This is a genomic window from Brevundimonas aurantiaca (assembly GCF_014199955.1).
Classification (GTDB): domain Bacteria; phylum Pseudomonadota; class Alphaproteobacteria; order Caulobacterales; family Caulobacteraceae; genus Brevundimonas; species Brevundimonas aurantiaca.
The window spans coordinates 449,210-460,824 of sequence record NZ_JACHOQ010000003.1; the positions used below are offsets into that span (position 1 = coordinate 449,210).

The 11,615-nt window shown below is 67.6% G+C and carries 11 protein-coding genes; 9 read left to right on the plus strand and 2 right to left on the minus strand.

Going from position 1 to position 11,615, the window contains the following annotated elements; genetic code table 11:
• Positions 1 to 18: 18 nt before the first annotated feature.
• From GGQ93_RS09635 to GGQ93_RS09645, 3 genes are all read left to right on the plus strand, one after another.
• Entirely contained in the window at positions 19 to 2,946 is a 2,928-nt protein-coding gene (locus GGQ93_RS09635; RefSeq protein WP_311734594.1) for an SEL1-like repeat protein, read from the plus strand.
• A gap of 115 nt (positions 2,947 to 3,061) precedes the next feature.
• Positions 3,062 to 3,985 (plus strand): sulfite exporter TauE/SafE family protein, encoded by a 924-nt coding sequence (locus tag GGQ93_RS09640; RefSeq protein ID WP_054764221.1) that lies wholly within the window; start codon positions 3,062 to 3,064, stop codon positions 3,983 to 3,985.
• Positions 3,985 to 4,806, plus strand: a complete 822-nt coding sequence (locus GGQ93_RS09645) for a TIGR02186 family protein (protein ID WP_182714621.1) — start codon at positions 3,985 to 3,987, stop codon at positions 4,804 to 4,806. The genes GGQ93_RS09640 and GGQ93_RS09645 overlap by 1 nt, the downstream gene beginning before the upstream one ends.
• Here the strand turns inward: GGQ93_RS09645 and gluQRS are convergent.
• Positions 4,790 to 5,650: a tRNA glutamyl-Q(34) synthetase GluQRS gene (gene gluQRS, locus GGQ93_RS09650; protein ID WP_183216665.1), complete on the minus strand. Its 861-nt coding sequence runs from the start codon at positions 5,648 to 5,650 to the stop codon at positions 4,790 to 4,792. The genes GGQ93_RS09645 and gluQRS overlap by 17 nt on opposite strands.
• A gap of 214 nt (positions 5,651 to 5,864) precedes the next feature.
• Here gluQRS and GGQ93_RS09655 point away from each other — a divergent pair, with 214 nt between their 5' ends.
• The 6 genes from GGQ93_RS09655 to GGQ93_RS09680 all read left to right on the plus strand — a co-directional run bounded on the left by GGQ93_RS09655 (position 5,865) and on the right by GGQ93_RS09680 (position 10,679).
• Positions 5,865 to 6,521 carry a DNA-3-methyladenine glycosylase family protein gene (locus tag GGQ93_RS09655; RefSeq protein ID WP_183216667.1) on the plus strand — a complete coding sequence of 219 codons (657 nt, stop codon included), beginning with the start codon at positions 5,865 to 5,867 and terminating at the stop codon, positions 6,519 to 6,521.
• Positions 6,518 to 7,168, plus strand: a complete 651-nt coding sequence (locus GGQ93_RS09660; protein WP_183216669.1) for a trimeric intracellular cation channel family protein — start codon at positions 6,518 to 6,520, stop codon at positions 7,166 to 7,168. Before GGQ93_RS09655 ends, GGQ93_RS09660 begins: the two co-directional genes overlap by 4 nt.
• Before the next feature lie 131 nt (positions 7,169 to 7,299).
• Positions 7,300 to 7,860 (plus strand): HNH endonuclease, encoded by a 561-nt coding sequence (locus GGQ93_RS09665; RefSeq protein ID WP_054764217.1) that lies wholly within the window; start codon positions 7,300 to 7,302, stop codon positions 7,858 to 7,860.
• A gap of 175 nt (positions 7,861 to 8,035) precedes the next feature.
• Positions 8,036 to 9,271 (plus strand): site-specific integrase, encoded by a 1,236-nt coding sequence (locus GGQ93_RS09670; RefSeq protein WP_035308713.1) that lies wholly within the window; start codon positions 8,036 to 8,038, stop codon positions 9,269 to 9,271.
• A 701-nt stretch (positions 9,272 to 9,972) separates the two neighbouring features.
• The gene (locus tag GGQ93_RS09675) at positions 9,973 to 10,359 is read left to right on the plus strand and encodes a hypothetical protein (protein ID WP_054764216.1); all 387 of its coding nucleotides are present in this window, start codon (positions 9,973 to 9,975) and stop codon (positions 10,357 to 10,359) included.
• Between the two features lie 98 nt (positions 10,360 to 10,457).
• Complete coding sequence (locus GGQ93_RS09680) at positions 10,458 to 10,679, plus strand: hypothetical protein (RefSeq protein ID WP_035308709.1); 222 nt, start codon at positions 10,458 to 10,460, stop codon at positions 10,677 to 10,679.
• Between the two features lie 18 nt (positions 10,680 to 10,697).
• Here GGQ93_RS09680 and GGQ93_RS09685 read toward each other — a convergent pair whose 3' ends face one another.
• Positions 10,698 to 11,603 carry a PD-(D/E)XK nuclease domain-containing protein gene (locus GGQ93_RS09685; protein ID WP_052005029.1) on the minus strand — a complete coding sequence of 302 codons (906 nt, stop codon included), beginning with the start codon at positions 11,601 to 11,603 and terminating at the stop codon, positions 10,698 to 10,700.
• Positions 11,604 to 11,615: the final 12 nt, after the last annotated feature.

Here is an 11,615-nt window from a genome sequence, read left to right on the forward strand (position 1 = left end):
GGGTCGGGAGCCGAATCAGTGAGCGCAGCCGCGCCTTGGAGTGTTAAGGGCATCGACCCGAAAGCCCGCGAGGTCGCCAAGGATCTTGCGCGCCGTTCAGGCATGACCCTGGGCGAGTGGCTGAACTCCATGATCATGGACGACGAGGAAGAGGGCTACGCCACGCTTCCGCGCCGCGGTCCTGTCGCCGACACCTATGACCGCCGCCATCGCGCCCGCCGTCTGGACGACGCCTATGAGCCGTCGGACGAGAAATGGCAGAGGGTCAGCGCCTCGATCGACGCCCTGGCCGCCCGGCTGGAGGCGGCCGAGCGCCGTTCGACCGTCGCCATCCAAGGGGTCGATCAGGCCGTCGCCGGCCTGGTGCGCCGCCTGGACGGTCATGACGCCCAGACCAAAGGGCAGGCCCGGCGCATTGACGACATCGCCGAGGAGCTGCGCGAGGGGCACCGCCGTCTGCGCGCCTTCGAACGGGACACCGGTCCTCAGGTTCAGGAAGGCTTCGGCAAGGTCGAACAGTCCATCGGCGCCCTGGCGGGGCGGCTGTACGACATCGAAGAGCGTCAACGCGCCGGCGTGGCGGATCTGCGCCAGCGGATGGAGGCGGTCGAAAAGGCCGCCGGACCCGGCGCTGGCTCGGATCTTCTGGCCCAGGTCGGGGCGCGTCTGGACCAGGCGCAAAGCCGCACCACCGAGGCCCTGAAGGCGCTGGAACGGTCCTTCGCCGATCTGGATCAGAGGCTGCGCGCCGCCGAGGGCCGGGTCGAGCCGGAAGGGGCCCGCGACGCCGCCCGGTTCGAAAAACTGGCCGAGACCCTGTCGCGTCAGATCGACAGCAACCGCGCCGAGATGATGCAGCGGCTCGACGCCGCCGAGACGGGCGCCCGGATCGACCGGATTGAACGGGCGGTTCAGGCCGTCAACGACCAGGTCCAGGCGTCCGAGCGCAAGGGCGCCCAGGGGCTGGAGGCCATGGGCCGCGAGGTCCTGAAGATCGCCCAGAACCTGAATGCGCGGATGCAGGCCGCCGAACGGGCGGGCGCCGATCAGGCCGAGGCCGTGACCCGCGCCGTCAGCCGCAAGGTGGACGAGGACCTGGCGCGCCATTCGGCCCAGGTCGATCAGACCTTCGCCCGCCACGTCGATCGGGTCGAACAGAGGCTGACCGCGACAGAGGACCGTCACGCCCTGGCGCTGGAGAAGCTGGGCGGCGAGATCACCCGCATCTCCGATCAGCTCAGCGACCGGATCGTCCAGTCCGAGCGCCGCTCGCAGCAGGCGCTGGACGACATCGCGCGGCGTCTGTCGGAAAGCGCCGAGAAGATCGAGCAGCGTTACGACCGCGCCTCGGGCGAACTGGCCGAGCGGATGCGGCTGAGCGAGGAGCGCACGGCCCGGCTGTTGGCCGAAGCCCGCGAGAGCATCAGCGCCCGCCAAGCCGGCGCGGCGGACCGCGCCGCCTTCGAAGACCGAAGCGCGCCGGCCGCCGATGTCGTAGCCGAAGGGGGCTGGGACATTCCCGAGGCCGAGCCCAAGCCTCGCGTCGTCGCGGCGCGGACGGCCCGGTCGGCCGTCTCGACCCCGGTCGAACCGGACTGGCGCGCGGCCGTCTTCCCGGACGATTCCTTCGACGACGCAGACGCCTGGTCCAGCGATGCGTCGATGACGCCCAAGACGGCGCCCTTCCCGTCGTCCTTCGCCGCCGCCGTCTCGGCGACGTCCTTCAGCGCCGAACCTGCGACGCCCGAACCCGAGCCGGAGCGCGCCCCGCCCCCGCCCCCGCCCGCGCCGACGCCTGATCCCGCGCCCGCAGCCGAGGCGAGCCCGGTCATTCAGCCGTTCGGCGGCTTCGGCGGGGCCGACGTCGAGGATGCGCTGGACGCCACGGCCCCGGGCTTCGCCGCCCCGGCGCCGGCGGAAACCTCCGCCCTGGACGTCTCTGCGCGCGAGGATGATTTCGGCGGCGAGACGGAGTTCGTCGATCCCCGGCGTCTGCGCGCCTCCATGGGCGCCGCCGCGGCGGCGGGCCGGGCCTCCTCGACCCGCTCGACCATCAACGCCGCCCGCGCCGCCATGACCGTCCCGACCCCGGTCGAGGCGCCGCGCCAGGGTTTCGGCCTGGCGCCGAAACGCGGCGGCAAGTCCAAGCTGCAGGAACGTCTGGACAAACAGGCCGCCCGCGACGGTTCGACCGTCAAAAAGGCCTTTCTGGCCTCGGTGACGGCGGTGGCCCTGACGGGCGGCGCCTATGCTTCGCTCAGCCTGGCCGACGGTTCGGGCCTGCCTGACATCAACCTGCCCGGCCTGTCGGGACGCGACGCGGCGCTGGCGGCGGCCGAGCCGGCGGCCCCGCCTCTCGCCATGGCGGTGACGCCCGCCGACGCCGTCCCGACCGCCGAGGCGGGGGCGGAGGCCTATGACCGCGCCGTGGAACAGATCGAGAGCGGCGATCCGGAAGGCGTCGAAGCCTTGAAGAAGGCGGCCAACCTCGGCTACGCCCCGGCCCAGACCTATCTGGGACAGCTCTATCTGGCCGGGGCGGACGGAGTCGCGGCCGATCCGGTCGAGAGCCGCCGTTGGGGCCGTCGCGCGGCCGAGAACGGCGACCCGCGCGGCATGCACCTTTACGGCATGCAGCTGTATGAAGGCGACGGCGGAGCCGCCAATCAGGCGGAAGGCCTGGTCTGGCTGGTCAAGGCGGCCGAACACGGCCTGCCGGACAGCCAGTATAATGTCGCGCGCATCTATGAGACGGGCGCCGACGGGGTGGCCAAGAATCTGACCGAGGCGCTGAAGTGGTACATGATCGCCGCGCGCGGCGGCGACAGCGAGGCTCAGGCGGCGGTGAACCGTCTGCGCCCGACCGCCAGCGCCACGGCCCAGCGCGCCGCCCGCACCGCCGCCGAGGCCTTTGTGTCGCAGCAGTCCGCCAAGGCGACGGGCTGAGGCCGGGTTTCGGATCAAAGCCCCAGACCAGGGTGGCGGCGCGCCGTCCCCGTCGCTAAAGACCAGCTGTCGCCGTTCGGCGCTTTCCGTTTCGCTCCAGCCGAAGGCGCGTCCTTTGGATATCTATCTGCCGATCGCCGAGGTTTCGGTGAACTGGCCGACCCTGGTGATCCTGGGGGCGGTGGTCGGCTTCGTCTCGGGCCTGTTCGGCATCGGCGGCGGCTTCCTGATGGCCCCGATCCTGGTCTTCCTCGGCATTCCCCCGACCGTGGCGGTCGCCAGCCAGGCCAGCCACGTCGTGGCCTCCTCGACCTCGGGCGTGATCCGCTACGCCGGCCAGGGGGCGGTCGATTTCCGCATGGGGTTGGTGATGGCGGGCGGCGGCGCCGTCGGCGCCTTGGCCGGGGTCGAGCTGTTTCGCTATCTGCGGCTGCTGGGTCAGGCGGACCTGGTGGTGGCCCTGTCCTATCTGGTCTTCCTGGGCGTCATCGGCGGGCTGATGCTGAACGAGAGCCTGACCGAAATCCTGCGCCGCCGCCGGGGTCTGCCTGCGCCCCGCAAGGAGCGCCGCCGGCCCCTGTGGCTGTACGGCCTGCCGCTGAAGATGAAATTCCCCAAGTCGGGCCTCTACATCAGCGCCCTCCCGCCGTTCGGCCTGGGCGTTTTCGCAGGGGTGCTGTCGGCCATTATGGGGGTGGGGGGCGGCTTCATCCTGGTGCCCGCCATGCTCTACGTCCTGCGGATGCGGGCCGGCGCCGTGGTCGGCACCAGCCTGTTCCAGATCATCATAACCACCGCCATCACCACCATTCTTCAGGCCGGGCGCAACCAGACGGTCGACATCGTCCTGTCCACCATCCTGCTTCTGGGCGGGGTCGTCGGGGCCCAGATCGGCGCCCGGTTCGCCGGTCGGTTCCGGGCGGAAGAACTGCGGGCGGCCCTGGGGCTGATCGTTCTTCTGGTGGGGATCCAGATGGGGCTGGAGCTGTTCGTCCGGCCCAGCGACATCTTCCTGATCGCGCCTGGGGTCGCCGACTGATGCAGGCGCTTCCACCCCCTCCGCCCGCGATCGAGGCTCCTCTCACGCTTCCGGCGCCCGACCGGTCCGAGGCTACGACCGGGGAGCTGCGCGTCGCAGCCGCCCTGACCGACGCGCGGGTGCGGGTCGATTCCAGCTTCCGCGGCGCCTCGATCGTGCTGTTCGGCGCCGTCTTCAATCCGACGCCGGAACCCGCCGATGTGGTGGTGGTGGTGCGCGGACCGGACGCGCCCGTGCGTCTGGTCAAGAAGACGCGCAACATGGGCGTCTGGCTGAACAGCCGCCCGGTACTGTTCGAGGGGGCGCCCGGCTTCTACATGACCGCCTCGACCCGGCCCCTGTCCGAAATCGCTGAGTTCGGCCAGCTGCGGCGGCTGGGGGTGGGGGTCGATCACCTGAGGATCGACGCGCCGGAGGAGAGCCGCACCGTCACCCGCTACGGCGTGCGCGACGTGGTGGTCAGCCGTCTGGGCGACGACTATCTGGACTGGCGGCGCGCGGTGATCCGGCTGAAGGAGGCGGCGGCCCTTTACGACACCGATCCCAAGGGGGTCGAGTTCGTGGACCGTGGCCTGTTCCGGGCCGAGGTGAAACTGCCCACCGTCGCCCCGACCGGCAAATATTACGCCGAGGTCTGGCTGTTCCAGGACGGGGAGCCCCAGTCGGTTTCGAACCTGACCCTGACGGTGGAGAAGGTGGGTCTGGAGCGAGACATCTATGAGTTCGCCCATCGTCGGCCTTGGCTTTACGGCCTGGTCTGCGTCCTGCTGGCGGCCCTGACGGGCTACGGCGCCTCGCGCGTCTTCAGTCGCCGGAACTGAAGCCCAGTTCGGCCCGCAGGGTCTCGGCCGTCAGGCCGCCGGCGCGCAGTTCCGCCAGGGTCACGGACCGGTCCCGCTTGGCGTACCGCCGCCCGTCCGGCCCTGTCAGCAGGGGGTGGTGGCGATAGACGGGGGCGGGCCAGCCCATCAGGGTCTGGATCAACCGCTGCACATGGGTGGCCTCGAACAGGTCCTGGCCCCGGATCACATGGTCGATCCCTTGTAGGGCGTCGTCATGGGCGACCGCCAGATGATAGGCGACGCCCGCGTCCTTGCGGGCCAGCACCACATCGCCCCCCGCCTCGGGCCGCACCGGGATCACGCCGGTCTCGCCGCCCGGTCCCGTCCCTTCCTCGACGAAGGTCAGGCTCGTCCAGATCGCCTCCCCCAGGGCCTGGCGCGCCCGGTCCAGCGACAGCCGCCAGGCGAAGGGCCGGCCCTCGTCCATAAACCTCGCCTCCTCCTCCGCCGCATGGGGGCCGGGGCGCACCGCCTCCATCGCCCCGTGGGGCGCATCCCCCAGGCCGTCCAGGATATCCTTGCGCGTTCGGAAACAGCGGTACAGAAGCCCCTGACGCCGCAGATGGTCCAGAACGGCGGCGTAATCGTCCAGATGCGCCGACTGGCGCCGCACCGGCGTCTCCCAGTCCAACCCCAGCCAGGCCAGGTCCTCCAGAATCCCGACCTCGAACTCCGGGCGGCAGCGGGTCGGGTCGATGTCCTCGATGCGCAGGACGAACCGCCCCCCGGCCCTCCGAGCCGCCGTCCAGGCGGTCAGGGCGGAGAAGGCGTGGCCCTTGTGCAGGCGGCCGGTGGGGGAGGGGGCGAAACGGGTGGCGAACATCTCCCTGATCCTAGCGGTTTCCGGACCCGAACGGCGCCCCGCCCTTTTCGAGAGCCCACATCGGTCCCAGAGCCTGATCCGTTGAGGAGGAACCGCTTCGCGGTTCCGCTGAAACGGTGAATCAGGCTCCGGATTAGAGCGAGAGCATGATTCACGCTTCTGCCGGAACCGCCTCGCGGTTCCGCCTGAAACGATCATGCTCTAAGCGTGGGCAATGCCCGTCGCCCCGACAGTCCAGGATATCGCCGCCGCTCGAGACGCTCTGGCCCAGGCCGATCCCGCCCTGGCGCGGGCCCATGCCCAGACGCCCGCCTTCGAATGGCGGCTGCGGCCTGGCGGCTATGAGGGTCTGTTCCGCATGATCGTGGAACAGCAGGTCTCGGTCGCCGCCGCCGCCTCCATCTGGGGGCGCACGGTCGAGGGGCTGGGCGGGGCCGTGACGCCGGAGGCGGTGCTGGCCCACGACGTCGAGGCGCTGCGCGCCTTCGGCCTGTCGGGGCAGAAGGCCCGCTACGGACGCGAGATCGCCCTGGCTCAGGTGGAGGGGCGGATCGACCTGGATCATATGCAGACCCTGTCGGACGAGGCGGCGATCGCCGCCCTGACGGCCATCCGGGGCGTCGGCAAATGGACGGCCGAAACCTATCTGATGTTCTGCGAGGGGCGGCTGAACGTCTTTCCCGGCGGGGACGTGGCCTTGCAGGAGGCCATGCGCTGGGCCGACCGGGCCGAGGTCCGGCCGAACGAGAAACAGGCCTATGCCCGGGCCGAGCGCTGGCGGCCGCATCGCGGGGTGGCGGCGCATCTGCTTTGGGGATGGTATGGCGGGGTGCGGCGCGGCGAGATCGCGCTGGAGGATCACACGCCATGACCCCGCTGGACCCCGCCCTGACCGAGCCGCTGCGCAACCCCCAGACCGTGCTGGCGGCCCTGGACTTCGCTGGGGTGGCGGTCTTCGCCGCCACGGGCGCCCTGGCGGCGGCGCGGGAAAAGCACGACGTCGTCACCTTCGCCTTCTTCGCCGCCATCACCGGGGTCGGAGGCGGCACCCTGCGCGACCTGCTCCTGGAGCTTCCGGTCTTCTGGGTGCAGGACTGGCGCTATATGGCCGTCTGCCTGTCGGCGGCGGTGGCGCTGTGGCTGATCGGCCAGAGGGACTGGCGGTTCCGCGCCCTTCTGTGGCTCGACGCCGTTGGCCTGGGCGCCTATGGGGTCATGGGGGCGGCCAAGGCCGAGGCGGCCGGCGCCCACCCCCTGATCTGCATCGTCATGGGCACCTTGACCGCCTGTTTCGGCGGGGTGGTGCGTGACACCCTGGCCGGCCAGCCGTCGATCCTGCTGCGGCGCGAGATCAACGTCACCGCCGCCATCCTGGCCGCGACCCTCTATATCGTCCTGAGGATGCCCGAGACGCCGATCTGGCCCGCCGCCATCGTCGCAGCGGTCGCCGGCTTCATGCTGCGCGCGGGCGCCCTGCGCTGGGGATGGACCCTGCCGGGGTTCCCGGCGCGAAATTGACCCGGTTTCGTCGTCGGTTCGTCATGGCGACGTCTTCGAATCGGCGTTAGGCTATCGACCTCTGACTAGGGAAGGAGATCCGTCTTCAATCCTGTCGCCTCCATATCCTCCGCTGTGAGCGGGAGGGCCTGATGCAGGTTCTCCATCGACCGCCGTCGGGCTTTCCGGCCCTGGTGCTGAATGCGGATTTTCGGCCCCTGTCCTACTATCCGCTGTCGCTGTGGCCGTGGGAGGAGGCGGTCAAGGCGGTCTATCAGGACCGGGTGGACGTGGTGTCCCTGTACGAGAAGGTGGTGCGCTCTCCGTCGATGGAGATGCAACTGCCCAGCGTCATCGCGCTCAAGACCTATGTGGATCAGGATCGCAGCCCGGCCTTCACCCGGTTCAACGTCTTCCTGCGCGACGGCTTCGCCTGTCAGTATTGCGGCGCCTCCACCGAACTGACGTTCGACCATGTGATCCCTCGGTCCCAGGGCGGTCGCACGACCTGGGAGAACATCGTCGCCGCCTGCGGTCCCTGCAATCTGACCAAGGGTGGGCGGACGCCGCGCCAGGCCCTGATGCCGATCCGGCGCGAACCTTATCGCCCCAACGCCTGGCAGCTTCAGGAGGCGGGACGGCGTTTCCCGCCCCATTATCTGCACCAGAGCTGGCTCGATTACCTGTACTGGGACATAGAGCTCGAACCTTAGGGTTCTTTTCAGTTGCTCGAAATGGCTCAAACACCCTTGTGGTGGGCAGGTTCAGGGTTCGTTCTTTTACCGCTGATTTCTCGATTATCCTCCGAAATCCTCCCGGCTGGTGACCATGTGGTGACCAAAACCGGGACCAGAAACGGGACCCCTCGTGGGCCCGAGGAGAGATCGAATGGTTCAGAACCCGAGGTCCGGAAAGATCACCAAACGCCTGGTCGACGCCCTGACGTCTGAAGGGGTGCGCTTCACCCTCTGGGACACGCAGCTCAAGGGTTTCGGGGTGCGCGTCGCCGTCAGCGATACCAAAACCTACGTCGTTCGATACAGGACGATCGGCGGCGCTGACCGCCTCCTTCACATCGCTCGCCATGGCGTCGTGACCGCCGAGGAAGCCCGCGAACGAGCGGCCGCTGTACTGGCCGAAGTCGCGTCAGGTGGTGACCCTCAGGGGACCAAAGTCGAACGACGCGAAGAACTGACCATGTCGGAGCTCTGCGACCTCTACATGAAGGAGGGCGTGACGATGAAGAAAGCGACGACCCTTCGGATCGATCGCATCCGCATCGCCCGCCACATCAAACCCCGCCTGGGCAAGATGAAGGTCACCGATATCGGCCGAGCGGACATCGAGCGGCTGATGGTCGATGTCGGGTCGGGACGCATTCGTGGAGAGGCGACGCCGCACACTCGCGGCGGTATTCATGCGGCCTCGCGCACGGTCGGACTGCTGGGCGGTATCTTCACGTTCGCCGTTGAGCGGGAGTTCGTGAAGACCAACCCCACGCGAGGGGTGAAACGCTACAAGGACAACCGTCGGGACCGCTTCCTTTCCCCGGCCGAACTGGCCCGGCTCGGCGATGTCCTGGCGGAGCTCGAGAAGCATGGGGGCGATCCGCGCCACATCAACATCATCCGCCTGCTGGCGCTGACCGGCGCCCGCAAGAACGAGATCGCCAGGCTCAAGTGGTCGGAGATCGACCGCACCATGGGGATGCTCCGGCTGGAGGATTCCAAGACCGGGGCGAAGGTGATCCGTCTCGGGAGCGCGGCGCTGAAGCTGATCGAGGGCCTGCTCTCGAACGGGAGCATCTACGTGTTCCCGGATCGGAAGGATCCCAAGCGTCCGATCGCCAATCTCGACTGGGCCTGGGTCGGCATCCGCAAACGCGCCGGGATGGAAGACCTGCGGATCCATGACCTTCGGCACAGCTTCGCGAGCGCCGGGCTGGCCGGCGGCGAAGGGCTTCAGCTCATCGGCAAGCTGCTCGGCCACAGTCACGTCAGCACCACAAGTCGATACGCCCACCTGGCGGACGACCCGGTCCGTGCCGCCGCCGACAGGATCAGCGAGAGCGTCGCCGCCTCTCTCGCGGGCTGGTCGGTTGAAGACGGACAGACGGCCCATTGAAAGACGGCCGCCCGGCGGGTCGCCGGGCGGCCGAAGTTGTCGCGATGGACTGGGGAGCTAGGCGCCCTCGTGAGCGGCCTCGCCCCAATGTCCGGCCTGGCGAGGCTGGCTCGACGAAGACCGGAGGCCCGAGAGCTGGCTGCGCGCCCACTCGTGCAGCAGGCTCTTGGGGTAGTAGGGGGTCCGCCCGAGGTGGGTGCAGGGCGGTCCGTCAGACCGGGTGCAGAACACCTTCGCCAGTGTCGACGGTGACCGGCGGATGCCCATACGTAGAAGCTCGGTGGACGCTTCCTTGCGGGTCAGCAGCATTTCCTCAGTTCCGTGAAGATGTAGACCGGCCATGTGGCGCTCCTTTCCGTCTGAACCAGAACTGCAACCAAGCAAGCATCGACGGAAATAAACCGCAACCGGCGGACGTAGAGAACTGATGGACGGAATGAATAGGTGACCTGTTCGATCTGTTTCGGCCTGTTCCGATCTGGTTCTGAGTAAGGAAATCGATCACAGCCTTGTGAGATGGGTCGCTTATGAACTTCGGTTTTTCTTGGATCCCGCGGAGAAGCAAGACATCAAGCGGTGGTGAATGAAGGTGGCCTTGGCGTTGCCCTCGAGTGCGGACATAGTCGAGCGGGCTTTTACGCCCATACTGGTGAACCACAGCCGTTCAGGGGAACTGCATGTCTAGCTTCACGGATCGAGCCATGAGCGCCGAGGTATCGCCCGAGCTTTTTGCGGCGTCGTTGGAAGCCATCGGCGAACTGCCTGCGGATCAACGTGGTTCGTTCGAAGGTCGCGCCTTCCGCCTGTTCAGACTACTCGAGGAGCGTGACGAAGCGGATGAGGCAGCGCTTAATGCCTTTGCCATTCAGCTTCGGCTGGAGGCGCTCGCGCGGTTGCATGATGATCGTGGTCTGCGAGCCTGGACGCTTCCGGGGGACGCCGAAGGCGCTGACTACATACATGCCGACGTAGTGGCTGCCGCGGCAGTTGAGCCGCTTCTGGCGATCGATGATCACACAGTCGGATTCGATCTCGAGTCTTTCCGCGCGCGCGTGCTGGCCGACGCGGCTGTGCGCGGACACGCCTAGCCGGGACATCCTTCGTCATGCCAAGGCGCACAAAGTCACTGAAGCGAGGTGCGGCCGGCGACGCGGCCCCCGCAGGAGATATTGCGACGCGCGCCGGCGTGGTCGCCCAGCGCCTGCTCGCGGAGCGCGGCCTCCACTATCTCGAGGATATGTTACCCGACGATGCCCGAGAGTTGCTCCGAGCGGCTTGGCGTGAGGCCGCCGAACAGATGTTCGAAGGGCGTGACCTCGATGTTGTGCAGGCGGAAATCGACATCATGATCGACAGCCTGGATATGACCGAGCCGCCACCGCCCATGCATCGGTCCGAAATGCACTGACGCCTGCGGCATCACCCCTCATCGCGGTGGAGAGACGATGACCTTCACGTCAATCAGGCCGGTCCGTGGTTTAGACAGATCGGACTGGAAGCCTGCAGGGTTTTTCAGGTGGTTGTCGGGATCGTAAACGAGGCAGATGAGCCGGTCGACTTCGCTGTTACCGCCGTAATCGACAAAGTCGTTGGCGAGTTCTTTCTTGATCTTGGTCGTGTCGGACTTGCGGACGTATTTGAGTTCCACCATCGCCCGCAGCGGTTTGAGAAAGAACTCGCACCTCGACGCGCTGCCGGCGACGGATGGGCTCCATTCCTCTTCACGCACATCCGGGAAGTAGGCGGCGAGGATCGAGCGGAACAGGTATTGGCAGTCCCACTCGTCCTTGATGGCATAAACCGCTCCACCGTGCGGGTGGGTCTTCAAAGCAAGGACACTCTCGTGGAAACGGCGGGCAAGTGTGACGATCAGGTCCAGATCCGCGGTTTCGGAACTGACTGTGGCAGCGGGTGGCGAGGGTTTGCGTGCCAAGGTGTAATCAATGGCTCCGAGAACGTGGAAAACCTGCCGGCGGGCGACGTCGACGATGTGTGGTGCGCCGACGATCTTGTGCTTGAGTTCGTAGGCGGCCTGCTCCTCGTCGAGGTCGTCGACCATTGCCTGCACGAAAGCCCGGTACGCTACGAGCCCCTGCTCAAATCGCTCAGGTGAGGCGAACATCTCATTTGGGATCCGGACGTCCGCCACAAACTCCTCGGAGTAGTGGTAGAGATTGGAAATGATATCGCGCGATGTGCCATGCCATGGATCCTTCCAGGACCCTGGGTAGCCCTTCGCATCTTGCATGGCGCCGCGAAACTCATCGTCGATCGCGATGCGGGCTTTACGAAGATACTCCAGGCTCTCGACTGCCCACTCCATCTTGTCCATCAAATAGCCCCG

Coding starts and splice junctions, on each gene's coding strand:
- GGQ93_RS09645 (WP_182714621.1), top strand. CDS start 3,985: ATGCAGGCGCTTCCACCCCCTCCGCCCGCGATCGAGGCTCCTCTCACG.
- gluQRS (WP_183216665.1), bottom strand. CDS start 5,650: ATGTTCGCCACCCGTTTCGCCCCCTCCCCCACCGGCCGCCTGCACAAG.
- GGQ93_RS09655 (WP_183216667.1), top strand. CDS start 5,865: ATGCCCGTCGCCCCGACAGTCCAGGATATCGCCGCCGCTCGAGACGCT.
- GGQ93_RS09660 (WP_183216669.1), top strand. CDS start 6,518: ATGACCCCGCTGGACCCCGCCCTGACCGAGCCGCTGCGCAACCCCCAG.
- GGQ93_RS09665 (WP_054764217.1), top strand. CDS start 7,300: ATGCAGGTTCTCCATCGACCGCCGTCGGGCTTTCCGGCCCTGGTGCTG.
- GGQ93_RS09670 (WP_035308713.1), top strand. CDS start 8,036: ATGGTTCAGAACCCGAGGTCCGGAAAGATCACCAAACGCCTGGTCGAC.
- GGQ93_RS09675 (WP_054764216.1), top strand. CDS start 9,973: ATGAGCGCCGAGGTATCGCCCGAGCTTTTTGCGGCGTCGTTGGAAGCC.
- GGQ93_RS09685 (WP_052005029.1), bottom strand. CDS start 11,603: ATGGACAAGATGGAGTGGGCAGTCGAGAGCCTGGAGTATCTTCGTAAA.